Origin of the sequence: Streptomyces dysideae (assembly GCF_001514305.1) — a bacterium.
Lineage (GTDB): Bacteria > Actinomycetota > Actinomycetes > Streptomycetales > Streptomycetaceae > Streptomyces > Streptomyces dysideae.
On record NZ_KQ949083.1, the window covers coordinates 65,777 to 88,623 of the forward strand.

Genomic DNA, 22,847 nt, shown 5'->3' on the forward strand with positions numbered 1-22,847 from the left:
CGATGCTGGACGCATGCAGAAGGGGATGCACACCGACACCGAGCGCTGCGTGCGCGCCGTCCGTTCCAAGGACGCCCGCTTCGACGGGTGGTTCTTCACGGCGGTCCTGACGACCCGGATCTACTGCCGGCCGAGCTGCCCGGTCGTGCCGCCCAAGCCGGCGAACATGACGTTCTACCCGAGTGCGGCCGCCTGTCAGCAGGCCGGCTTCCGGGCCTGCAAGCGCTGCCGCCCCGACACCAGCCCCGGTTCCCCGGAGTGGAATCAGCGCGCCGACCTCGTGGCCCGCGCCATGCGACTGATCGGTGACGGCGTCGTGGACCGCGAGGGCGTGCCCGGTCTGGCCACCCGCCTCGGCTACAGCGCCCGCCAGGTCGAACGCCAACTCCTGGCCGAACTGGGCGCGGGCCCCCTCGCCCTGGCCCGTGCCCAGCGCGCCCAGACGGCCCGCCTCCTCATCGAGACGACGCCTCTCCCGATGGCGGACATCGCCTTCGCGGCCGGCTTCTCCTCGATCCGCACCTTCAACGACACCGTCCGCGAGGTCTTCGCGCTCGCCCCGACCGACCTGCGCGCCCGGGCACCCCGCAGGAACCCCGGCAGCACTCCCGGCACCCTGACCCTGCGCCTGCCGTTCCGCGCCCCGCTGAACCCCGACAACCTCTTCGGCCACCTCGCGGCGACCGCCGTACCCGGCGTCGAGGAGTGGCGGGACGGCGCCTACCGCCGGACCCTCCGCCTGCCGTACGGCCACGGCATCGTCGCGCTCACCCCCGAGCCCGACCACATCGCCTGCCGCCTCACCCTCAGCGACCTGCGCGATCTGACCGTCGCCATCAGCCGCTGCCGCCGCATGCTCGACCTGGACGCCGATCCGGTCGCGATCGACGACCAGTTGCGCACGGACCCGGTGCTCGCGCCGCTGGTCGACAAGGCACCGGGGCGCCGGGTGCCGCGTACGGTCGACGAGGCGGAGTTCGCCGTACGGGCCGTGCTCGGTCAGCAGGTGTCCACGGCGGCGGCCCGCACCCACGCGGCCCGCCTGGTCACCGCGTACGGCGAGCGGATCGACGACCCGGAGGGCGGCCTCACCCACCTCTTCCCGGCTCCCGAGGCGCTTGCCGCGCTGGATCCCGAGTCACTGGCGATGCCCCGCACCCGCCGCACCACCTTCACCACCCTGGTACGCCAACTCACCGACGGAGAACTCCACTTGGGCGTGGAGAGCGACTGGCCGGAGACCCGCGCCCGGCTCCTCGCCCTCCCCGGCTTCGGTCCCTGGACGGTCGACGTCATCGCGATGCGCGCCCTCGGCGACCCGGACGCCTTCCTCCCCACCGACCTCGGTATCCGCAAGGCAGCACAGGAGCTGGGCCTCCCGTCGACTCCGGCGGCCCTCACGGCCCGCGCGGCGGCCTGGCGGCCCTGGCGGGCGTACGCGGTCCAGTACCTGTGGGCGACGGACAGCCACCCGATCAACTTCCTCCCGGTATAAGGAACATGAGGACATGTCAGCGAAGCAGCACACCGTCATCGACAGCCCGTACGGCCCCCTGACCCTCGTCGCCGACGACGGCGTCCTGTGCGGCCTCTACATGACCGACCAGCGCCACCGCCCCCCGGAGGAGACCTTCGGCGCACGCGACGAGGCCCTCTTCGGGGCGGCGGAGGAGCAGCTGGAGGCCTATTTCAAGGGCGAGTTGAAAGAATTCACCCTCGAACTCCGCCTGCACGGCACCCCGTTCCAGCGCACCGTCTGGGACCAGCTCCGGCGGATCCCGTACGGCGAGACCCGCACCTACGGCGAACTGGCCGACGCCCTCGGCAACCCCACCGCCTCCCGCGCGGTCGGCCTCGCCAACGGAAAGAACCCGGTCGGCATCATCGTGCCGTGCCACCGCGTCGTCGGCGCGAACGGCAGCCTCACCGGATACGGCGGCGGCCTGGACCGCAAGCAGCGGCTCCTGGACTTCGAGAGCGGAACGGCCCTGTTCTAGGGCGTGTTTCGAAAGTGGCGTCGTCCGCCCGTAGGGCGGGCCCGGCGGCGCCCGGCACGCACTCTCGCCGCACCGGCCAAAAGCCCAAGTACGTCCAGTACGAGGGCTTGCACCCGGCGCGCCGAGAGCACGCACCGGACACCGCGGGCACCGCACAGGACTTTCGAAACACCCCCTAGACGCCCGTCGAGGTCAGCCGGCGCGCTCCGCCGCGCCGCGCTCCACGCAGAACTCGTTGCCCTCCGGGTCGGCCAGGACCACCCAGCCCGTGCCGTCCGGATTGCGGCGGTCGTCGACCAGGGTGGCCCCGACGGCGAGCAGGCGCTCGACCTCCTCGTCGCGGGTGCGGTCCTGGGGCTGGAGGTCGACGTGCACGCGGTTCTTGAGGGTCTTGGGTTCCGCGACCGTGACGAACAGCAGCCCCGCCGCCTCGATCAGCGCCTCCTCGTCGCCCGGGTGGTCGTCCTCGTGCACGGGCTGGTCCAGGACCTGGGACCAGAAGGCGGCGAGGGCGTAGGCGTCGGCGGAATCGATCGTCACATGGCGAATGGCAGAGGTCATGACAGGGATTCTGATCTACTCGCCGAGAGCCGTCATTTCTTTTCCGTGAACGTCACCGGCCGGTCGTTCCTCAGCTCGGCGAAGAGCTTCTTCGCCTGCGCCTCGTCCCACTTCACGGCACTGCCCTTGGAGGTTCGGAAGCCGAGGGACGACACGGGAACGTTGATCTGTTTGCCGTGGCCCGCCGTGACGCTCCTCATCGCCTGGAACAGCGATGTGAGGGTGCGCAGGCTCATGCCCTTGTCCACGATGAGCGTGTCCAGTCCTGAACTCATGGCCGGATAGAGCTTGGCCGGGTTGAGCGCGATGCCCGGTGTGGCGGCCTGGTGGGCGAGCGCGGCCAGGAACTTCTGCTGGTTGCGGGAGCGCCCCAGGTCTCCCTGGGCCTCCTGGTGGCGCTGGCGGACGAACGCGAGCGCGTCGCGGCCGTCGAGGGTGTGGCAGCCCTTCTTCAGGTCCAGGCCCGACTTCTGGTCCTTGATGTCCCGGTCCACGCACATGGGGACGCCACCGACCGCGTTCACGATGCCCACGAAGCCCGCGAAACCTATCTCCGCGTAGTGGTCGATGTGCAGCCCCGTGTTGAGCTCGATGGTCCGTATGAGCAGTTCGGGACCGCCGAACGAGAACGCCGCGTTCAGCTTGTTCTTCGCCGGGCGGTAGTGCCTTCCGGTGTCGGGGCGGATGTACGACGGGATGGTCACCCACGAGTCTCGCGGCAGACTCATCATCGTGGTGCCGTGGGCGCCGGTGTGCAGCAGGATCATCGAGTCGGTGCGGCGTCCGTCGGCGGCCGAGCCGCCGGTGTGCAGATCCTTGATGGCCTCGCCGGAAAGGCCCGCCCGGCTGTCGGAGCCCACGATGAGGTAGTTGGTTCCCCTGCCTGGCGGCACACGGTCCGTGGTCTCGGCGAGGTCCACTTCGCGGTTGAGCCTCGTGTCGGCCCAGACGTATGTGCTGACCGAGGTGACAACGAGCAGACAGAGCAGCAGGATCACGGCCCGCATGATCCGGCGGGCCCGGCTGCGGCGTGTTCTGAGAGGCCGACGGGATCGGCGGGTTCCGCCCGGCTCCCCCGCCCCGGCCCCCTCACTGTCATACGCGCGTGCGCGGTTGTCCCGCTGATGAGGGATTCCCGCGAGCGTGAGCGGATGGTCGGTCCGGTGCCACACCTGCCCCTGGATGACACGATGCGTCTCCCGCTGTTCGCCGAGACCCTCGCTGTCGCGCCACATGTTCTCGCTGTCGCGCCACATGTTCTGCCGGTCACTCATGAGCTGTCCTTGGTCATCTCGATGTCAGCGCCGCTGCCTGGGCGGGTTGACCGATGTGCTGGGCGGCCGTGCCGGAGCGGTCCATCCGGTGCCACCTCAGCCGGGTACCGAGCAGGATGGCGACCAGGGACTGGATGACGACCAGATACATCAACTGCCGGTAGACGAAGAGCTGGAAGGGCATCGACCACAGCGCCCGCACCCGCTCACCGTCCAGCCGCAGCGCGTATCCGGCGCAGATCAGCTGGAGGACGAGGAAGGCGAGCCACACGCCGGCCGATTGCAGGGGGTCGAGGAAGAGCGCCCCGTACAGGGCGAAGAGGTCGACGATCGGCGCCATCAGCGGCAGTGCGACCTGGAAGAGCGCGAGGTAGCTCAGACCGCGGCGGCCGAAGCGCCCTGCCGGGCCCACTTCGAAAACGGCACCGCGATGCTTCCACATGGCCTGGATCGTTCCGTAGCACCAGCGATAGCGCTGCCGCCACAACTGCCGCAGCGAGCCGGGCACCTCGGTCCAGGCGACGGCGGACTCCTCGTACACCACCCGCCAGCCCGCCCGCCACAGCGCCATCGTGAGATCGGTGTCCTCGGCGAGGGTGTCGTCGCTGACTCCGCCGACGCCCAGCAGCGCGTCCCGGCGGAAGGCCCCGATGGCGCCGGGGACCGTCGGCATGCACTCCAGCACCTCGAACATCCGGCGGTCGAGATTGAAGCCGAACACGTATTCCAGATGCTGCCATCTGCCGAGCAGGCCTCGCCGGTTGCCGACCTTGGTGTTGCCGCTGACCGCGCCGACGGCCGGGTGAGCCAGCGGCTGGATGAGCTGGAATATCGCGTCCGGCTCGAAGACGGTGTCGGCGTCGACCATGACCACGATCTCGTACATCGCATGGGCCAGACCGGTGTTGAGGGCGACGGCCTTGCCCGCGTTGGGCTGACGGATCACCATCACCCGGGGATCGTCGATCCAGGTGGCGAGATCCGCCGTCTGATCCGTCGACCCGTCGTCGATCACGATGATCTGCAGGCGCGGGTGCGTGGAGGCGAGCAGCGAATGGATGGTGGACTCGATGCCCGCCTCTTCGTTGTAGGCGGGGATGAGGATCGTCACCGGGTCGTTGATCTCCCGCAGCCAGGGTGCTCCGGGGCGGAAGCGAGTGAGCCGCCGGACGTGGGTGCGGGCGAAGAGGACGAGCGTCAGCAGCCGCAGCACGCCCAGCGCGCCCGCCGCCCCGAGCACCCAGGTCATGCCGTTCGAGAACGCGTGCCCCATGGCGGAGACCCAGATCAGGCCCCTGCCCTGCCCGCGTTCGAAAGTGGACACCGGAGTGTTGACCGCGGACAGCCGGAGCCCGGCCGTCACCGTGGTGAACTTGTCGACATTCCGGTCGTCGAGCAGCTTCTCCGTCTCTTTGTACGCGAGTTCCGTCTGGCTGAACTGCCGGATCACACCCTGGGACGGCTTTCGGTACCACTTGTCCGCCGCGACCAACAGGTAACCGTCCGCCGCGGCGCTTCGCGCCGCGTTCCACTCGGCGCCGCACAGGGTGTCCACCGAGGTGGTCTGCGGCATGCGCAGCAACGTGGTGCGCAGGCCCGCGGAACCGGCCAGTGCCATCTGTGTGAGCGTCAGCTCCATCCGGGAGCGGACGGCCGATGACGCGCCCAGGTCGGCACCGGTGTAGGTGTTCGACCCGATCTCGTGGCCCTCGGCGCGGATCCGCCGCACCAGCTCCGGATGGCGGGCCGCCTGGGAGCCGAAGAGGAAGAAGGTGGCCTGCGCCCGATGCCGGCGCAACAGGTCCAGCAGACGCGGGGTCCACAGGGGGTCGGGTCCGCCGTCGAAGGCGAGCGCGACGGTACGGGCGGGCATCGAGGCGGACTTCACCTTGTCGCCGTCGATGCGCAGCACCGGACCGCCCTGGCTCACGGCGCTGGGCACCGGTTCGGTGCAGTCGTGCCGCGGCGGCGGGTCGTCCACCTCGTTGTTGGTCCAGCCCTCGAAGAGCAAGGAGGCGAACATCAGGGGGAGGACGAGGATCAGCAGCAGCCAGTGCCCACGCGGATCACGGGAGCGCTTGTGCCGAGCTCTCACTGGACGGCTCATACCCTCGCATCCAATGTGTGGCCGACTGGATTCGAGCTGACGCATTTTCGGCCAGGGCAGGGGGCGCATCCGACGGCGGTGTCTGCGTGGCGCAAGGCTTTCTGTTCCGATCACGGGCGTCGTGACATGACGCATTGGTGCATGTCGTGGGGAGGGTTACTCACTCCAGCGCACCGATGCCACCAGGTGTCACACCCCGTACTTGGGCACCCTCACGCCCCGGCCTGCCCCAATTCGGTGAGGTCGCACAGCAGTTGGGGCAGCGCGGTGCCGATCGGCTCCCGGACGACTTCGTCGGCCCGTTCGTCGTACGGCGTCGGCTCGGCGTTGACGATGACCAGCCGCGCACCGTGGTCGGCGGCCACCCCCGCGAGTCCGGCCGCGGGCTGTACCTGCAGGCTGCTCCCGACGGCGATGAACACCTGGCACGCCTTGGTGATCGCGACCGCCTCACCGAGGACCACCGGGTCGAGCCGCTCGCCGAAGAACACCGTCGCCGACTTCAGGATCCCGCCGCACTCCAGGCACGGCGGATCCTCCTCGCCGGCCTCGACCCGGGCCAGCGCGTCCTCCATCGGCCCACGCGCATGGCACTTCGTACACGCGAAACTCCGTGCGCTGCCGTGCAGTTCGAGCACCTTGCGGGCGGGCATCCCGGCGAGCTGGTGCAGCCCGTCCACGTTCTGCGTGAGCACCCTGACCGGCGCCCCGGACCGCTCCAGCTCGGCCACGGCGAGGTGCGCCGCGTTGGGCTCGGCCGTCAGCGCCCGGTTCTTCCGCCGCAGCTGCCAGGACCGCCGCCGGATCTCCGGATCGCCCATGTAGTACTCGTACGTCACGAGCTTCTCGGCCTCCGGGTCCCGCCGCCACAGTCCGTTCGGCCCGCGGTAGTCAGGGATCCCGGAATCGGTGGAGATACCGGCGCCGCTCAGGATGGCGACCAGGGGCTTCTTCATGCTGCCGAGGGTAGGCCGGGTCGTTCCGGGGCGGCGAGCGGATATTTCCGGAGCGGGGTGGTCCGTGATCGTCCGGTGTTAGGGTCCGCGCATGGCCAAGGTCACCGTCTCCCTCGACGCCGAACTCATCGTGGAAGTCATGGTGCTCGCCGGCGTGGGCAACCCCCAGGACGCCGTCGAACTCGTCGTCCGCGACTACATCGCACGCGCCCACCACACGGAGGCCAGGGTCGCCGCACGCGACGAGGCGCTGCGCGAGGTGGACGCGAAACCCAAGGACGCCGAGGGCTGAACCGTGCCCGGTGCCGGCGTCAGCCCACCCGGTGGCCGTTCTCCAGCTCCGCCGTCCACGCGCCGTCCGCGAGGACGTCCAGTGCGGCCAGGACACGGCGGCCCAGGGCGCCGGGCAGATGGCCGGTCAGGTCCTCGCGCGGCACGAGCCGCCAGGACAGCTCCTCCTCCTGCAACCGGATCGCCTTGAAGTCGTCCTCGCCGAGCACCCCGCCGTCGTACAGGTACGCCACCAGCGGCGGGCGTCCCGTGCCGTGCACCCAGTCCACCGCCAGCAGCCGGCCGAGTTCGCGGTCGAGGCCGATCTCCTCGGCCGTCTCGCGGCGGGCCCCCGCACGCGGCGTCTCGCCGTCGTCGGACTCGATCGTGCCGCCCTTATGAACAGTTCGCATGTCTCAGAATCCCAGCTGTCTCACAGGACGCGCTGCACGACGCGACCCAAGGTAAGTGCGGATGAGCGCAGTGTGTCTCAGCGGCGGCTCAAGGATCCCCGTGATCGACCCGACGGTGGCTCTGGGAGCCGTCGCAAACTCTCCCTGGTCCAACCGGAGTCGTGGATGTTAAAGTTTCTCCCGCTCCTGTTCGGCTGGCGTCGTCGCTGGACGAGGAGATGGGGAAGTCATCCGATCCCCACCACCACACGTGCTGCAGGCTCCAGGTCACCGACCTGGAGCCTTTTTGTTGTCCCCAAGTTCTGGGGACCTCGCCGGCGTTGCGGTATCGCAGGCCGCGAAGCCCTTACGGAGATTGCGAAGATCTTGGATACCGAAGGATTTCCTCGCCAGTTCGCCCGAACACGCCGCTTCTCGCTCGGAGTTCCACGCGAGTTCACCGTCTCCCCTGACGGTGACCGTGTGCTGTTTCTCCGCTCCGAATCTGGTGTCGTTCCGCGTGTCCAGTTGTGGATGTACGAGAGCGGCGAGGAGCGGGTCCTCGCCGATCCAGCAGTAGCTGTGGGTGAGGAGAAGGCCATGGAAGCAGAGCGCATCCGTCCCGAACCGACCCTCGCGAGCTCGGCCGGAGTGCAGTCCTACGCGACCGACCGCCATGTTCGGGTGGTGGCATACACCGTCGACGGCTCGCTCTGGACCGTGCGTACGGATGGTGGCCTGCCACGTCGCATCCAGACCGTCGGCCCGGTAAGAGATCCCCGCCCCTCCCCGGACGGCACCCTGATCGCCTACGTCACTGGAGGCGCCCTTCGCGTGGTCGGTACGGATGGGGCAGGAGACCGGCCGCTCGCCGAGCCCGAGACCGCGGAGACCACCTACGGGCTGGCCGATTACAGTGCTGTCGCGTCCATCGGCAGGTCACGCGGCTACTGGTGGTCTCCGGACAGCGATGCGCTGCTCGTTGCCCGAGTCGATACCTCCGTGGTGGAGCGCCGCTATCTCAGCGATCCGTCGGATCCTGGCCAATCGCCTCGGTCGATTCGCTATCCAGCGGCCGGCACGGCCAACGCGATCACTTCGTTGCACCTGGTGACGGTCGCTGGCCGGCACACGCCGGTTCGATTGCCGCGTCAGGCTCCTGCGAAGGACGCTCCGGCCAACAGTTGGGGCCTCGCGTTCGAGTACGTCGTCAGTGCCGACTGGCAGAGTAGTGGCCCAGTGATCAGTCTTCAGACTCGCGACCAGCGCACGATGTGGGTTCTTCGGGTCAACCCGGTCGACGGTTCTGTCGAGCAACTGTCCCAGCAGGCCGATGAGGACTGGGTCGATTTTCCGCCCGGTGCTCCGCTGCACACCGCGTCGGGAGTGCTGGTGCTACCTCAGGTCCGCGGTGATGAGCGCACGATCCGGATAGGCGGTGTCTTCGCTCCGGCCGGGCTCCAGGTGCGCGCCGTACTGGGGTCGGTGGGCGAAAAGGTGTTGTTCACCGCGAGCGAAGAGCCGACAGAAGTGCATGTCTGGTCGTATGAGGCTGGGCACGGCTTTGAACGGCTGACGCAGACTCCGGGGGTGCACACAGCCACCGCCGGAGGCGACACGCTCGTGCTGGACAGCAGAACTCTGGACGGGCACACGGTGACGGTGCTGCGGGACGGAAAGCAGGTCGGCTGTATCGCGGTCCTGACGGAACAGCCGCTGGTCACGCCCCGGCCAGTCCATCTGACGCTGGGGAAGCGGCAGTTGCGCAGTCGACTGCATCTGCCCTCCTGGTACGAGCCGGGCATGGCCAAGCTGCCGGTTCTGCTCAGCCCGTACGCCGGGCCCGGCATGCAAGTCGTGACAAAAGCACACGGTTGGTACACGGCAGTGTGCCAGTGGTATGCCGAGCAAGGGTTTGCCGTGCTGGTAACGGACGGGCGCGGTACCCCCGGGCGCGGGGTGCAGTGGCAGCGAGCCATCCTTGGTGACCGGCTCACACCTGTTCTGGACGACCAGATCGACGGGCTGCACGCTGCGGCTCAACGGTGCGACGCCATGGACTTGAAACGTGTAGGCATCCGGGGCTGGTCGTTCAGTGGCTATCTTGCCGCCGGCGCTGTGCTGCATCGTCCTGATGTGTTCCACGCCGCGGTCGCGGGCGCGGCGCCGACGGACCGGCGCCTGTACGACACGTATTGGGAGGAGCGTTTCCTTGGCCACCCGGACCTCCAGCCGCACAACTACGAGCGCAGCTCGTTGCTGTCACATGCCGAGAAGCGGACCCGTCCGCTGATGCTCGTTCACGGGCTTGCCGACGACAATGTGGCCCCAGCGCATACGCTGCGCCTCTCGGCGGAGTTACTCGCGGCGGGTCGGCCGCACAGAGTCCTGCTGCTCCCTGGGGTGGGGCACCTCGTCGCAGGGGAAGGGGTCGCGGACACCCTGCTGCAGCTTGAACTGGACTTCCTGAAGAGCTCCCTCGGGGCTTGAGCACAGCGCTCCGGGGCGTTTCGGCGAGGGTATCCCTTGAAGCCTCGCCGAAACGCCGCCCCAGGCACGCGTGTAGGTCCCTGGCTCCTCACCCTCCGTTATCGAGAACGGTGAGGCGGTTCTGCTGCTGCTTACTCAGCTTTTTCTTCAGCTCGATGTTCTCGTGGTAGAGGTTGGCCGTCACTGTGGCCAGGGCGTCGAGCTTGCTCTGCAGCTCGGTGACCTTCTGGCTGGCTTTTCTGAGTTTTCCCTTCAGCTCAGCGATGGTTTCGTCGCGCTGGACCTCGCCGGGCGTACGGAGGACCTGTTGCGGGATGCGGGCGTTCCACTCGGCGAGGATGTCCTCGGCTCGGTGGACGCTGGCGTGGCTGACCTGGGCTTCACGGGCCAGATTCTCCTTGGTGAGCGCGCCGTCGCTGTGCAGGGGTTCTCCGGCCAGCAGCCGGGCCATGGCTTCCCTCAGTTTTGCGGAGGTGGCTGCGGACACCGGCATCAGATGTTCTCCTTCAGTTTGTCGATCTGCGCGGTGGCGGAGCGGACTTCGGCGAGCCGGGTCTGGGCTTGCTCTCGTAGCGGCTTGGAGAGCTTCTTCTTCAAGAACTCCACCAGGTCGGCCTCCTCCATGCGCCAGATCCGCTCGTGCGACAAGGTGAGGACGGAGTTGCGGCAACGGGACGGTTGGCAGGCACCCAGCAGTGGGGCCTGGCCGCGCTGAGCAGGCGGGAGTTGGTTCTGGCACTCCGCGGTGGGCGCATTCCACAGGCAGTGGTTGACCGTGCCCAGGTGGAGGTTCGCGAACTCGTCCCGCAGAAGGGTGATCTCCAGCCGCTCGTCTGCGACGTAGGCCCGCAGCGTCGAGTTCGCCTCGATCACGGCGTTGACCTTGTCGAGCCCGGCGTGGAAGCGGGTTGCACCTGGGCCGACCGCGATGGTGGCCCCGGTCCGGCGGGCCTGGAGCAGCCCCACCAGCTTTTGCGCCGCTGCGGTCTGTAGATCGGTGTCGAACTCCTTCGCCCACTTGGCATCGGGTTTGCCGTAGGCGCCGGTAAGTCGATTGGCCAGCGCCCTACGCGCGGCGTGCTTGAGCTGGATCCCCAGGGCGATATCGCCGTCCGGCTGCTGGCTGGCGATGATCGACATGGTCTTTCGGAACATATGCGGGCGCACCCGCCCGGGAGGGATCTCCTCCACGCCAGTGAGATGCCGGGTGGCGTTCACCGTCTCGATGAAGAAGTCGATGTCGTCGGCGGCGGAGATACCGGCTCGTCCTCGTCCGGCAGGTCCGCCCTCGCTCGGCGGCGTCATCGTGGCGAAGACATGGGTTTCGTGCCAGGACAATCGCTCGGCCACCGCCAGGGCCTGTGCGACCGGTTCGATGATCCACCAGTTGGCCTGCGGCCTGGAGGAATCCCCCTTCGATTTGCGGGAGCTGATTGCCGGAGCCCCGTACTGCTGGGTGAGCGCGCCGCGCTGGATTTCCTGGATTACTGGCGGGAGGGGGTTATTCCGACCGTGCACTATTCCCCTTCTTCTCGTCGCTTCCTCGGTGAGGAACCTGCGCGGTGTAGAGCGTCAGGCGCCGGGTGGCCGACGACCGCACTCGCTACTTGGACGCGATCGTGCGCCGCCGTGGCCGCTGGGAAGCCACAGCCCGTAACGGTGAGACCTGAATCGGCGTCCACCATGTCGAGCCCGCGGCACCGGAGTTGGTCAGCCGGTCGGCGGCTCAGCGTGCCGAATCGACTTCAGCTGCTCGAAAGCGGTGGGGTTCGGACGTTGTGGCAGGAAGTCCCTGATCTGCCGAGCACAGTCGAGCGGGCTGGTAGCGCTGGTGTCGCACTCGATGTCGTAAAGGCCGTGGGCATGAACCTGGGCAATCTGGCGAGCGGCCAGACCTGGTGGGCGGTCACCGCGCATCTGCTCACGCTGTTCCAGTTCCGGCAAGGGGCAGTGCACGCCGACCAGGACAACGTCTGCGGAGGCGAACAGGGCAAGACAGTCGAGCAAGCGCCATTGTTCGCTCAAGACGTGATCCACCACGATGTTGTTGCCGCCGGCGGCCATCCCCGCCACTGCCCGGTGGAAGCCCATCCAAGTGTGCTTGAGCACGCTCTGGAGCTGGTCGGGGGCGAGGTCCCGTGGTGTTGTCCGCATGGCGTGGAAGGCGTCCACCGGCATGTAGAAGTACGTGTCGTCCAGGATCGGGAGGAGTTCCTTGGCGATGCTCGACTTCCCGGAACTCGATGTACCGTTCAAAAAAATGATCAATCCGCCAGGCGTCTGTGACGCTTCCGCTGACCTGGCAGTTTGGGTAAACGGGGTTGGAACTGCAGCTGTTGACATGTCATCCTCCGCTTCGTCCGCTGCTGGTATCCGATCATGCCGCGCGTTCAGGCGTCGGCCGGCTTGGGTGCCCCTCGTCCTGATGGCGATGGTCATGGGCGACCCTCGTTGTCCGAGGCCCGGGCGGCGAGGTACTCGGCCCAGTCACGTCTGGCGTAGGCGACCCAGCGGAGCGCGGTGTGGCGGTGCATCCCGGTCACGTCGGCGAGGATCGGGCTGGGGAGATCAGCAGCGAGAGCGGCCAGCGCCCCGTTGCGCGCGGTGCGAACCAGGATGCCGTGCCGGTTGAGTTTCTGGGTCATGCCGTGCGTCGAGATCGGCTTGCCCGGGACCATGCCCGGGAAGAGCCACTGAGGCCCTGGGTGGGCTCGCGAGAGTTGCGGCCGCAGTTGGGGCTGTTCGGCGAGGTGTCGAAGGAGCTCGGCGAGCCGTGGAGGCAGCAGGACGGGGTGGCGGCCCAGGACCAGGTGGGCGTGCTTGTCACCGAACTTGAGGTGTTCAGGCGTCAGGTGGCAAAGGCGTTCGGTGGACAGGCCGAACAGCAGGGTGATCGCGCCGCCGGCCCGGACGTCCGTCGGCAGGGCATCGTCGGTCAGGCAGCGTTGGAGGAGCTGCCAGCGATCGTCGTCGTCGAGCAGGTCCTGGGGCTCCTGGCTCGGGATGGAGGGGACGGTTAGTTCGCGGGTGAGCCGGCGGCTTGTGGTCCATTTCAGGAAGTAGCGGATCAGGTAGCGCCGCTGGCTGGTGGCCCCGGCGATCCAGTCGTCGATGTGCTCCTGGGCGAGGTCGGCGAGGGCCAGGTCGCGTTGGTCCATCCAGGCCAGGAAGTCCAGGGCGACGCTGACGCGGCGCCGCAGGTCGCGGTCGGCGGAGGCGGGGTGGCGGCGCATGGCGGCCCGTTGGCGTGCTCGCCGAAGCAGGAACCAGTTCAGGAACGGACGGGCGAGGCTGGCGTGTGCGGCCGGCTTGTCCGCGAGCTCGTGCTCCAGCCAGCCCGGGATGCGTTCGAGGTCCTCATTACGTTCCTCCAACACTCCTGTGTGTACTAGGAGTTGGCGGATGTACCGCTGGTTCCGACTGGGCGGGAGCTCGTCCAGCAGCTCGTGGCTGAGCTCGTGTCCTTCGGACGCCAGCCGGGCGAGGAGCTTGGTGTTCGGACTCTCCTTGAGCCACTGGATGGCGGGGAACGGTGAGGGAGAGTCCGCCAGCGCGACCGCGAGCGGTTTCAGCTGCAAGGTGATCGTGCCATCGGACCCGGCCAACAGGGCGTTGACCCGCTCGGCGAGGACACAGTGAGCGCATCGGCCGCGGCTGTGGGGATTGCCTGCCCGGCCGCACTGCTTGCAGGTGTAGTCGGCGGCGAAGCCGACACATGGTCCGCAGACATCGGCGCCGTCGTCATCCCGCGCGATGAGTGGCTGGACCATGCCGCAGCGAGAGCACTCGGCCGGTGAGCGGAGCACGGCGGTGTAGCAGGTCATGCAGACCGGCCCGATCGGCCAACGGGTGTTGACCGGCTTGGTCCGGCCGCAGCGGGCGCACGGCTCGCCGGTGCGATGACGCTGGTAGCAGGTGGCGCAGACCGGCTGTCCCTGTTCGTCGCGACTGGCGCAGGGGCGGACTCGGCTGCAGATCGAGCAGGTCGCGTCGGGGCCCTGGTAGCAGCCGTCGCAGAGGTCTGGCTGCCCGTCGCGCGCGTTGCGTGCGATGCGCTTGAGCTGTCCGCACCGACCGCAGAGCCGCCGTGGCCGACGATGGCGGTTGTAGCAGAGGTGGCAGAGTGCGCCGTCGTCGTCAACGAGGGCGGCGGCTGCGGTCTTTCCGCAGCTCACGCAGGTGTGCATGGGGCGTTTCCAGCACTTGATGCATAGCCCTCGGCCGTCGTCCCGTCGTACCACCGGGTGTCGGAGCTGCCCGCATTCGGCGCACTCCTCGAACGTAGTGGGGTCGGCGCGATAGCAACGGTTGCAGATCGGTCCCTCGGGGCGCCGGGCGACGACGCGCTGGCCGTCGCGGTGACACCGGGCGCAGGTTTCGCGTTTGCGGCTTCGGGCGTCGCACGAACCGCAGATGCGCCCTTCAGAGCGGAGTTGCCGCAGGTCAGACCGAATCTTTCCGCAGTGTGCGCATCCGGGACGGACCACAGGGTGCCCGGCATCGTGCAGGGCTTCAGCGAGCCGAAGCAGGACCGGCGGACAGAGCGAGCTGCCTGACGTCAGCGCGTCGGGGTGGGCCGCGAGGTGTCCGGCCAGTTCTTCCAGGTAGCGAGCCGCCCCGCGTGTGGGGATCGGCACCGCGGTCACCAGCGCGGCCTCGGCGTCCTGGCGGACGAGCGACGGCAGAGCCGAGGTGAGGTGGCCGACGGCGGCGGCCGTCGCGGCCTCCAAGCGGGCTGCCTGCGCGGCGAGCCGGGCGACGGTTGACGGAGCAGTCGGAGAGGATGCGCTCACAGGCCCTCCGGCCGCCGGATCGAGGTCCGGCGCACGGCCGGAAGCGGGCCAGCCGCCTCGCCGCCGGCGGTCTTGCGAACCTCTTCGTTGACGACCTGGACCTCGATGAGGTCGTTGGGCTGGCAGCCGAGGATGTCGCACAGAGCCGCGAGCGTGTCCATCGACATCCGCTGCGGCGGCTGCGTGACCAGGCGGAAGACCTGCTCGCGCGAGAGGGTGACGCCCCGCTCGGCCAGCAGCGGCACCAGATCGGTGGTCTGGAACATCTCCCGGTCGGCCATGAGCTTGCGAAGGTTCCAGCGGTAGCCCATCTTCTTGATCACTTCGGGTCCTCCCAGATGCCGGGGAATCGCTGGCCCAACTTCTTGTGCAGCAGCCGGTTGCGGTACTCGTCCGAGACGCCGGTATACAGGGCCGTCGTGCTCGCATAGCCGTGACCGGCCTGGTCCTGAACAAATCTCTCCGGGTAATCAAATTCGGTCAAATGCGTGATATAGGAATGTCTCAGGCAGTGCAATTCGAGCTCTTCGGGCAGGTCAGCGGCTTGCCTGGCGGCCTCGAAGGCTTCGTTCGCCGACCGGCGTGACAGGCGCCCGGCGCGTTCAGTGACCCAGATCGCAGGGTGCTTCCCCACGTTGAACCGGGGCCGGACCTCGGTCAGGTAGTGGTCGAGGTCGTCGACGATCCAGTCCATCTCGGGGACGGTGAAAATGGTGCGGCGCTTGGGCGGGCTGCCCTTGGAGGACTTGCCCCAGCGCACGAACACCGCTCCGTGGCGCCTGTATTGCGGAGCCTTCGCGTTCCGCCGCAGGTCGGCGAGGTCGAGGCCGACGTTCTCCCGGCGCCGCATGCCATAGGCGTAGTAGGTCTTGAGCAGGGCGGAGTCGCGCATCGCGGTCAACGCACCTTTGCGGCCGCGCTTTCGGATCTCCTCGACCCGCCCGTCAGCAGCGTCGAACAGGTCCTGGATCTCGTCGTAGGTCAGCGGCCGGCGACTCGGGTCGCCCTCGTACTCACTGACGTGGGTGACGGTGTTCCACTCATGCAGGATCTGGACCGGCACCTCGCCGAATCGCTCCTGGCAGACGGACATCCAGCCGTAGCGCGGGTCAGTGATGTACTCGCAGAACAGCCGCAGGTGGTTCTGGTAGTTCCGGCCGCTCGACACCGTGAACGTCGGTGTCTTCGTCCGCAGATGGTCGATGAACGCCTCGAACTCGGCCGACTGCCACTGCCACGGGTACTGGTTGGAGTACTCGGCGAACCGGCGGACCAGTGACAGCCGCGGCTTGATGGTCCCGTCCCACTTCAGGAAGCGGGCCCGCTGCTGCTTGGTCCACCCCTCCAGCATGGCCTCGAACACGGCAGGTTCGGGGTCCAGGTAGGAGATCCCGTCCACGAGCATCAGGTGTGCCGCACCCGCCAAATCAGCCGCTTTCGCCACTCCAACCTCCGTTGCGTTAGGTGCAACATTGTTGGGATAGCCTCGGTGGAGCGCAAGAGTCGCTGGTAGATCGCCTGCACGGTGCGAGAAGATTGCGGAGCAGAGGCCCATCACCTGCCGATTCGCGCTTACTTGGACCCTGCGGAGTGCTGCATTAGATGCAACTCCGCTCCGTTCTCGCTGTCCCGCATCGCACTCAGCGCTGCAACGAAGATGTAGCAGGATGCCCGAAGCATCCGCAGGTCTCTGGCCAGTTGCTTGTCCCAGTAGACGATCCGGCGCTCTCCGACTGCGGCTTGCAGCACCAGATCGCGTCGGCGCCGACCTTGTTTGCTTCCGATGCCGAAGACATCCACCCGCTCCGAGGTGTCGTACAGCAGGCCCTCCAGCGCTGACCACACCGGCTCCCCGGGAGCGAGCTGACTCGTTTCGGCGTGGACGGGGATGAGGTTCGCTGGATTGGCGAGCCATTTCTGGAGCATGGCGTCCATAGCCTCGGATGAGCGACGGCGGGTCCCGTAGTCGGCGTAGTCCGACTCGAACTGCTTGGCGTCGGCGGGGCGGACAGGCCGGATCCGGCCCGTCTCTTCGATCATCCGCAGGACCTTCTGTCGACGTTCCATGCCTTGCCTGTTGTTCTTGGTCGCGAAGGCCGTGGAACTGGCCCCTGTTGTCACCGCTCGGCTCAACGAGCTCCAGATGGGAGTGCCCTTCGGATTGAACCTGGCATCGCGGTCGCTGACGGGTACCAGTTTGGCCGGGTTGGTCAGCCACAACTCCAGCTGCTGGTTGATGTCCTCAGCGCTGAGGGTGGCTGGAGCCGTCGGCGCTGTTGCGGCCCGCTCTGCTTCGCGATCGCGTTGGTCCAGGATGCTCGCGGAGAATCGGTCGATATAGGACCACGCAGCCCGGAGGAGCGGCCACCAGACTTCCGGCGGGATCGAAGGTGTGGCCAGGTCGTCACAGGCGGCGACCTTGGCAACGTCGCTGTCCGTCTGTCCTGGCCAGGGGTCTTCCAGAGGGTCGGTGCCCGTCAGGATGGGGGAGAAGCGGACCAAGTGGCGGACGGCTCCCACCGCACTCCGTACGGACTCCGGTTTCGTGCTTGATGCGCAATGGTCGATGTAGCCCTGCCAGTCCTCAACCGACCAGAAGTACAGGTTGTCCGGCATCCCTTCGCGAAGGGCCCAGGCACCGAGCTGCGACACGCTGAAGCAGACTTTGATGACCGTGGCGGGGGCCCATTTCTTCCGGGGCAGGAAGATGCCCGCGTTCCTCATCCCAATCACCTCGGCCCTCGTAGGCGAGCTCCCCAGGCACCTCGCCCTTCTCCAGGGGCTGATCGGCCACGTGGTAGTCGGCGCGAACGCGATCCGCGCGGTTCTTGGTCTGGACAATACGGACGCCCTGATCGCTGAACTCAAGGTCTGGAACGCGTAGCGCATGCAGTTCCTCGGTGGTGCAGTCGAGCATGGCCAGCAACAGCAGGACTCGAAACGGGTGCAGGTCCAACTCCTGTGGAAAGAGCAAGGCATGGACTCCCCGTAGGAGGCCGTAGAACCCGCCGAGCGCACCGCTATCGGCCGGCCGCGCTTCCCGTAGCTCCTGGGGCCAGCGCTTGGCATGCGCAGGGAGGTGAACACGGAGTTCATCCATGGTCAGCAGACGGTGTCGGGCAGCCCAGACCAGATTCGGCAGTTCCTTCCATCCGAACTCGCGCGGATCTTTTCCGGCCTCCAGGAGCTCTCTTCCCCGGGCAAGACGCTTCTCAAGAGTTCTCAGATCGTCCTGGGCAGCGCCTTTGAGCGCGAGACGTTCGGAGTTGGAGAACTCGTCCAGCGGTTCCCCGGTGGCCTTGCGCAAGGTCGGCGGCGCCGCCGCGCGCTTGCGCAATTTCTCCGGCACGCGTGCATCGCGCTCAGCCCGATGGTGAACCAACCCGAGCAGCGAGCGGGACAGTTGCCATGGCTGCGACGAGTTCTCCGGGAACTGCCCGAGGAGGTCGTTCTCCCACGCGTAGACGGCTTCCGCGAGGTCGATGTGGTCGGTGTCGAGGCGTGCGTCTGCGGGGTTCAGGCCCAGAGCGGTCAGATACGGGCCGAGGAACTTCGCGAACGAGCGAACCGCTCCCAGGTACCTGTCACTGTTCTTCAACGCTGCTTTGTGGTGGTACTCGACCCACACGTCGGCGAGTTGAGAGACCAACGCCCGGCATGCGTACTCTCCCGGATCGATCCGGCTGGTCGTGGTGCGGCCACGCTTCACCTGAGTCAGCTCCCGCACTCCGACGTGGTCGACGGTGCGTGGAGCGGGCAGGCGCGGCGGTAGCGTCGCGGACCGGGATCGGCGTTCTCCACGGCGCGGCATCAGACGGCCCACCCTCCGGCTTGGCGAGCGGCCAGGTCCGCGTAGGTGCGGTCCTGATCGTTCCAGTCCTTCACCGCCCGTGCGACGAGCAGATTCGTCTTTCTCTTGTAGGTCAGGTACCGCATGGTCGATTCAGGACGGCGATGCCCGAGGAGCCGCATGACGGTCAGGAACGGGTTCCGGGACACGTGGTCCGCCGCGTAGGCGGGCGCGCGGCCGGTGAGGCGCTGCTGCTCCTCGTCCTGGGCGCGGACCAACTCGGTCAGTTGCTCCAGCATGTATACGGCGAAAGTATGGCGAAGATCATGAATGCGGACCTGCCCCGGCATCTCCAGCGGCAGGTCGTGCTCGGCCGCGATCCGTACTGCTCTCGCGTGCGCGTCGGCGAAGATCTGCTCCCAGCGCTGGCTGCTGATCATCCGTCCATTGCGCCCGACGAAGAGCGCCATCGACTCCAGCCCGTGGTCGCCCTCAATGACTGTGATCCGTCGCAGCGGCGCCTTCATAGCCTTGACCCTGTAGGTGCGTCGCCGGCCGTCCTGGATGCCGCTGACCTTCATCGTGCGCATGTCGACGTCGTCGACGACGAACAACTCATCGCGCTGCCGGTACAGGTTCTTCGCGGCCTTGCGAAGGAAACCGGCACGCTCGGTCCTTCGATACCAGTCCAGTTCACACAGCGTGGCGTCCTGGATCTCGGTGGTCCTGGGCAGGCCGAACTTCGCGATCGCCTGCAGTTCGACTTCCTTGGCCGAGCCGTCCCGACGAGGAGAGCCGACTTCGATGTCGAGCAACGCGCTGAACTCCCGCAGCCGCAGGCCCGTCGTGATGGAGAGATTCCCGCCGCAGCTGTCCCGCAGAGCATGGCCGGAGCGGAAGGCGGGATCCGCCTTGCCGTCGGGCAGCAGCCCACGCAGGCCGACCCGGTCCAGGAACCACCACTGCTCGAACGTCAGATGGCGCACGTCGAGCTCGCTGGTCGCTCCCCAGTTGAGGATGTCGCGACCGTTCTTCTTGCGATAGTACGGGCGCCGGTCCAGAAGCCTCGCCTCATCGACCGCCCAGTCGTAGAACCTGTTGATCGTGGCCCTGCGGCGCTTCCACGTGGCCGGTGCCATCGGCTCGTCGCGGTACTCGATGCAGTGATCGCGGTAGGCGATCAGATCGTCCTCGGTGGCAGACAGCGGGTCGGCCGGGGGATCGAGGCTTGAAGTCGTACGTGTAGTCACGCAGCGACTTGGCCTCCAGGGTCTTGGCGAGTTCGTAGAAGAACGAGCAGTGGGGCTCCAGGGGCCGCATGTCAGAGCCGAGGAAGAACGGGGTTCCATCCTTGAGGGCCTTGCTCCGGCTCGTGTACTGCGTCCCGTCCAGGGTGATCCCGGAAGGTGCTTCGTAGTGGCGCCGTGCGGTGGCGCGTGAGGTGAAGAAGTAGTCCATGGCTCCTCTTGAGACAACGAGATGACCATGTGGCTAACGACTCTCCAGCCCAAAGGTAGCTGCCGAGCTGATGTCCTGAGACATCTGTGGATGCTTTGCCTAACCGCCCGGCAGCGCCCAGCCCTCACGGTAGTTGGGCTCGACCAGCAGCACCCGGCCCTCGGCGTCGCGGAACAGTGCGGCGGCGCCGGCGAGGACGCGGGGGAGACCGGCGATGTAGGCGGCGAAGTCGTCAGTGGTGGTCATCCAGGAAGGGTAACCAGCCCCCGGTGCGCGGACCTTCTCCGCGGATCCCGCTAGGCCCCTGCCTCCGCCTCAGCCCTCGCCTCCGCCAGCCGCACCGTCCGCTCCGCCAGCTCACTGATCCGCACCCCGTCGAAGCCGAACACCGCGCTGCGCACCATGTCCTCCAGCGGGTCCTTCCACTGCGTCGGGATCGCCTCCGCGCCCGTGAGCACGCCGGCCACCGAGCCCGCCGTCGCGCCGTTGGAGTCGGTGTCCAGGCCGCCGCGGACGGTGAGCGTGATGGTGCGGGTGAAGTCGCCGTCGCCGTAGAGGAGCCCGGCGGTGAGGACGGCGGCGTTCGGGATGGTGTGGATCCAGCCCAGTCCGGCGGTCTCCTCGGCGGCCGTGGTGAGCGTGTCCTCCCAGGTCAGCCGGGCGTCGTGGAGCGAGACGACCCGGCGGACGGTACGGGCGAGGCGGCTGCTCGCCGGGATGACGGCCAGCGCCTCGTCGAGGACCTGCCGGACCGTGGGCGCCGTGAACGCCGCCGCCACCAGCGCCGCCGCCCACATGGCGCCGTACACGCCGTTGCCGGTGTGGGACAGCACCGCGTCCCGGCGGGCGAGGGAGGCGGCGCGGCGCGGCGCGCCGGGGCAGGTCCAGCCGTAGATGTCGGCGCGGATGAGGGCGCCGATCCACTCCTGGTAGGGATTGTCGTACGTCGCCGTCAGCGGCGGTTTGAGCCCGTTGGCGAGGTTGCGGTACGCGGCCCGCTCGGCCGTGAAGGTCTGCAGATACGGCAGCCGCAGCAGCCACAGGGCGCCGACCTGCTCGGTGCTGAAGGCGAAACCGTGGGTCTCGAGCAGGTCGAGGCCGAGGATCGCGTAGTCGACGTCGTCGTCACGGCAGCTGCCGTGGATACGGCCGCGCACGCACTCGCGCCACTCCGGGCGCAGCTCGAAGCCGTCGTCGTCGCTCGACGGCTCCGGCAGATAGTCGGTGAGGGGCAGTGCGGCGGCCTGCCGCAGATAGCGGTCGATACGGTCCCGCGTCCACAGGTCGCCCTGCTCGACCGGTTTGCCGAGCATGTTGCCCGCGATCCGGCCCAGCCAGCCTCCGAGGACGCGGTCGGCGAGCTCTGGCTCAGTGCCCACAGGGGTCATAGGACCGGTTTACCCAATTCCGGCGGTGGCCGCGCGGCCGCTTCTCAAGGTCTGGTCCGCGAATGACGGAAGGGCCCACCTCCGGTTAAGGTCACAACGGCGCGACTGGCCCTGACGTGCGAGGGGCCCGGAGAGCAAGGGGATCGCAAGGTGGCGGACGCTGCAGGCAACGGACCGTCGATGGCACAGAGCGTGCTCATCGCCGCCGACAAGTTCAAGGGCACGCTGACGGCCGTACAGGTCGCCGAGCGGGTGACGGCCGGGCTGCGCCGGATCGTGCCGCACCTCCAGGTGGAGGCGCTGCCTGTGGCCGACGGCGGCGACGGGACCGTGGACGCGGCGGTCGCCGCCGGGTTCGAGCGGCGGGAGCTGCGGGTCGCCGGGCCACTCGGGGACGAGGTGACGGCGGCGTTCGCGCTGCGCGGCGACACGGCCGTCGTGGAGATGGCGGAGGCGAGCGGGCTGCAGCGGCTGCCCGCGGGCGTCTTCGCACCGCTCACCTCATCGACGTACGGCTCCGGGGAACTGCTCCGGGCCGCGCTGGACGCGGGCGCCCGGACCATCGTGTTCGGCGTCGGCGGCAGCGCCACCACCGACGGCGGCGCCGGGATGCTGACCGCGCTGGGCGCGCGCTTCCTGGACGCGGACGGGGAGCCGGTCGCGCCGGGCGGCGGGACACTGGGCGCCCTCGCCTCGGCCGACCTGTCGGGTCTGGACCCGCGCCTCGCCTCCGTCGAGCTGGTGCTCGCCAGCGACGTCGACAACCCGCTGACCGGCCCCAAGGGCGCGCCGGCGGTGTACGGCCCGCAGAAGGGCGCCTCGCCCGACGACGTGGAGGCCCTGGACGCGGCCCTCGCGCACTACGCGCAGGTCCTGGAGGATGCAGTCGGCCCCCAGGCGGCCGAGTACGCCGCCGCGCCGGGCGCCGGCGCGGCGGGCGGCATCGGCTACGGTGCCCTGCTGATCGGCGCCCGCTTCCGCCCCGGCATCGAGGTCATGCTCGACGTCCTGGGCTTCGCACCGGCGCTGGACCGGGCCGACCTGGTGATCACCGGCGAGGGCTCCCTCGACGAGCAGACCCTCCACGGCAAAGCCCCGGCGGGCGTCGCCGCGGCGGCCCGGGCGGCGGACAAGGAGGTCGTCGCCGTGTGCGGCCGCCTCGCGCTGCCTCCGGAGGCCCTCGGCAGGGCCGGCATCCGCCGGGCGTACCCCCTGACGGAGGTCGAGCCGGACGTCGCGAAGTGCATCGCGGACGCGGGCCCGATCCTGGAACGGGTGGCGGAGCAGATCGCCCGCGATTTCCTGACCTGAGGGCTCCGGCGGTCCGGTGGGCGGGGTAACAGACGACGGGGCCGGGGCGGCCGGCCGGAG

General features: G+C 68.3%; 19 protein-coding genes and 2 pseudogenes. 5 read left to right on the top strand and 16 right to left on the bottom strand.

Annotation, left to right across the window (positions count from 1 at the left end; translation table 11 throughout):
• Window positions 1-25: 25 nt before the first annotated feature.
• Together AQJ91_RS16610 and AQJ91_RS16615 are read left to right on the top strand one after the other, a co-directional pair.
• Complete coding sequence (locus tag AQJ91_RS16610; protein WP_067022109.1) at window positions 26-1,495, top strand: AlkA N-terminal domain-containing protein; 1,470 nt, start codon at window positions 26-28, stop codon at window positions 1,493-1,495.
• Between the two features lie 13 nt (window positions 1,496-1,508).
• The gene (locus tag AQJ91_RS16615; protein WP_067021765.1) at window positions 1,509-1,997 is read left to right on the top strand and encodes a methylated-DNA--[protein]-cysteine S-methyltransferase; all 489 of its coding nucleotides are present in this window, start codon (window positions 1,509-1,511) and stop codon (window positions 1,995-1,997) included.
• Between the two features lie 192 nt (window positions 1,998-2,189).
• On the opposite strand, the gene AQJ91_RS53605 is transcribed toward AQJ91_RS16615, so the two are convergent.
• The 4 genes from AQJ91_RS53605 to AQJ91_RS16635 all read right to left on the bottom strand — a co-directional run bounded on the left by AQJ91_RS53605 (window position 2,190) and on the right by AQJ91_RS16635 (window position 6,895).
• Window positions 2,190-2,558 carry a VOC family protein gene (locus AQJ91_RS53605; protein WP_067021767.1) on the bottom strand — a complete coding sequence of 123 codons (369 nt, stop codon included), beginning with the start codon at window positions 2,556-2,558 and terminating at the stop codon, window positions 2,190-2,192.
• Window positions 2,559-2,590: 32 nt separating this feature from the next.
• The gene (locus tag AQJ91_RS16625) at window positions 2,591-3,832 is read right to left on the bottom strand and encodes an LCP family protein (RefSeq protein WP_079085005.1); all 1,242 of its coding nucleotides are present in this window, start codon (window positions 3,830-3,832) and stop codon (window positions 2,591-2,593) included.
• A 13-nt stretch (window positions 3,833-3,845) separates the two neighbouring features.
• A complete protein-coding gene (locus AQJ91_RS16630) occupies window positions 3,846-5,939 on the bottom strand; it encodes a bifunctional polysaccharide deacetylase/glycosyltransferase family 2 protein (RefSeq protein ID WP_067021769.1) in 2,094 nt (697 codons plus the stop codon).
• 212 nt (window positions 5,940-6,151) lie between these two features.
• On the bottom strand, window positions 6,152-6,895 hold the full coding sequence (locus AQJ91_RS16635; RefSeq protein ID WP_067021770.1) for an SIR2 family NAD-dependent protein deacylase: 744 nt from the start codon (window positions 6,893-6,895) through the stop codon (window positions 6,152-6,154).
• A 91-nt stretch (window positions 6,896-6,986) separates the two neighbouring features.
• Between AQJ91_RS16635 and AQJ91_RS16640 the strand changes: the two genes are divergently transcribed.
• On the top strand, window positions 6,987-7,187 hold the full coding sequence (locus AQJ91_RS16640; protein ID WP_067021772.1) for a type II toxin-antitoxin system VapB family antitoxin: 201 nt from the start codon (window positions 6,987-6,989) through the stop codon (window positions 7,185-7,187).
• A 19-nt stretch (window positions 7,188-7,206) separates the two neighbouring features.
• Here AQJ91_RS16640 and AQJ91_RS16645 read toward each other — a convergent pair.
• Window positions 7,207-7,560: pseudogene (locus tag AQJ91_RS16645) on the bottom strand (NUDIX domain-containing protein); the annotation flags it as partial.
• Window positions 7,561-8,040: 480 nt separating this feature from the next.
• Between AQJ91_RS16645 and AQJ91_RS16650 the strand changes: the two are divergent.
• Window positions 8,041-10,047 carry a S9 family peptidase gene (locus AQJ91_RS16650; protein WP_234382428.1) on the top strand — a complete coding sequence of 669 codons (2,007 nt, stop codon included), beginning with the start codon at window positions 8,041-8,043 and terminating at the stop codon, window positions 10,045-10,047.
• Between the two features lie 88 nt (window positions 10,048-10,135).
• Here AQJ91_RS16650 and AQJ91_RS16655 read toward each other — a convergent pair whose 3' ends face one another.
• From AQJ91_RS16655 to AQJ91_RS16705, 11 genes and pseudogenes are all read right to left on the bottom strand, one after another.
• Window positions 10,136-10,540: a hypothetical protein gene (locus tag AQJ91_RS16655; RefSeq protein WP_067021777.1), complete on the bottom strand. Its 405-nt coding sequence runs from the start codon at window positions 10,538-10,540 to the stop codon at window positions 10,136-10,138.
• Window positions 10,540-11,565, bottom strand: a complete 1,026-nt coding sequence (locus AQJ91_RS16660; RefSeq protein ID WP_159054587.1) for a hypothetical protein — start codon at window positions 11,563-11,565, stop codon at window positions 10,540-10,542. Before AQJ91_RS16660 ends, AQJ91_RS16655 begins: the two co-directional genes overlap by 1 nt.
• A 192-nt stretch (window positions 11,566-11,757) precedes the next feature.
• A complete protein-coding gene (locus AQJ91_RS16665; protein WP_067022111.1) occupies window positions 11,758-12,390 on the bottom strand; it encodes a chloramphenicol phosphotransferase CPT family protein in 633 nt (210 codons plus the stop codon).
• Window positions 12,391-12,482: 92 nt separating this feature from the next.
• Window positions 12,483-14,840, bottom strand: coding sequence for an XRE family transcriptional regulator (locus tag AQJ91_RS16670; protein ID WP_159054588.1), 2,358 nt, complete (start codon window positions 14,838-14,840; stop codon window positions 12,483-12,485).
• A complete protein-coding gene (locus AQJ91_RS16675) occupies window positions 14,837-15,163 on the bottom strand; it encodes a helix-turn-helix domain-containing protein (protein WP_067021780.1) in 327 nt (108 codons plus the stop codon). Before AQJ91_RS16675 ends, AQJ91_RS16670 begins: the two co-directional genes overlap by 4 nt.
• Window positions 15,160-16,284, bottom strand: a complete 1,125-nt coding sequence (locus tag AQJ91_RS16680; RefSeq protein ID WP_067021781.1) for a tyrosine-type recombinase/integrase — start codon at window positions 16,282-16,284, stop codon at window positions 15,160-15,162. The genes AQJ91_RS16675 and AQJ91_RS16680 overlap by 4 nt, the downstream gene beginning before the upstream one ends.
• A gap of 128 nt (window positions 16,285-16,412) precedes the next feature.
• Window positions 16,413-17,456, bottom strand: coding sequence for a hypothetical protein (locus AQJ91_RS16685; RefSeq protein WP_159054589.1), 1,044 nt, complete (start codon window positions 17,454-17,456; stop codon window positions 16,413-16,415).
• Entirely contained in the window at window positions 17,425-18,567 is a 1,143-nt protein-coding gene (locus AQJ91_RS53610; protein WP_159054590.1) for a hypothetical protein, read from the bottom strand. Before AQJ91_RS53610 ends, AQJ91_RS16685 begins: the two co-directional genes overlap by 32 nt.
• Before the next feature lie 83 nt (window positions 18,568-18,650).
• Complete coding sequence (locus AQJ91_RS16700) at window positions 18,651-19,880, bottom strand: site-specific integrase (RefSeq protein WP_199847946.1); 1,230 nt, start codon at window positions 19,878-19,880, stop codon at window positions 18,651-18,653.
• Window positions 19,881-20,190: 310 nt separating this feature from the next.
• Window positions 20,191-20,334, bottom strand: a pseudogene (locus tag AQJ91_RS49480) (NUDIX hydrolase); the annotation flags it as partial.
• A gap of 50 nt (window positions 20,335-20,384) precedes the next feature.
• On the bottom strand, window positions 20,385-21,476 hold the full coding sequence (locus tag AQJ91_RS16705; protein ID WP_067021788.1) for an ADP-ribosylglycohydrolase family protein: 1,092 nt from the start codon (window positions 21,474-21,476) through the stop codon (window positions 20,385-20,387).
• Between the two features lie 192 nt (window positions 21,477-21,668).
• Between AQJ91_RS16705 and AQJ91_RS16710 the strand changes: the two genes are divergently transcribed.
• Window positions 21,669-22,787, top strand: a complete 1,119-nt coding sequence (locus tag AQJ91_RS16710) for a glycerate kinase (RefSeq protein ID WP_067022116.1) — start codon at window positions 21,669-21,671, stop codon at window positions 22,785-22,787.
• Window positions 22,788-22,847 lie beyond the last annotated feature (60 nt).

Coding starts and splice junctions, on each gene's coding strand:
- AQJ91_RS16610 (WP_067022109.1), top strand. CDS start 26: ATGCACACCGACACCGAGCGCTGCGTGCGCGCCGTCCGTTCCAAGGAC.
- AQJ91_RS16615 (WP_067021765.1), top strand. CDS start 1,509: ATGTCAGCGAAGCAGCACACCGTCATCGACAGCCCGTACGGCCCCCTG.
- AQJ91_RS53605 (WP_067021767.1), bottom strand. CDS start 2,558: ATGACCTCTGCCATTCGCCATGTGACGATCGATTCCGCCGACGCCTAC.
- AQJ91_RS16625 (WP_079085005.1), bottom strand. CDS start 3,832: ATGAGTGACCGGCAGAACATGTGGCGCGACAGCGAGAACATGTGGCGC.
- AQJ91_RS16630 (WP_067021769.1), bottom strand. CDS start 5,939: ATGAGCCGTCCAGTGAGAGCTCGGCACAAGCGCTCCCGTGATCCGCGT.
- AQJ91_RS16635 (WP_067021770.1), bottom strand. CDS start 6,895: ATGAAGAAGCCCCTGGTCGCCATCCTGAGCGGCGCCGGTATCTCCACC.
- AQJ91_RS16640 (WP_067021772.1), top strand. CDS start 6,987: ATGGCCAAGGTCACCGTCTCCCTCGACGCCGAACTCATCGTGGAAGTC.
- AQJ91_RS16655 (WP_067021777.1), bottom strand. CDS start 10,540: ATGCCGGTGTCCGCAGCCACCTCCGCAAAACTGAGGGAAGCCATGGCC.
- AQJ91_RS16665 (WP_067022111.1), bottom strand. CDS start 12,390: ATGTCAACAGCTGCAGTTCCAACCCCGTTTACCCAAACTGCCAGGTCA.
- AQJ91_RS16685 (WP_159054589.1), bottom strand. CDS start 17,456: ATGCCGGACAACCTGTACTTCTGGTCGGTTGAGGACTGGCAGGGCTAC.
- AQJ91_RS16705 (WP_067021788.1), bottom strand. CDS start 21,476: ATGACCCCTGTGGGCACTGAGCCAGAGCTCGCCGACCGCGTCCTCGGA.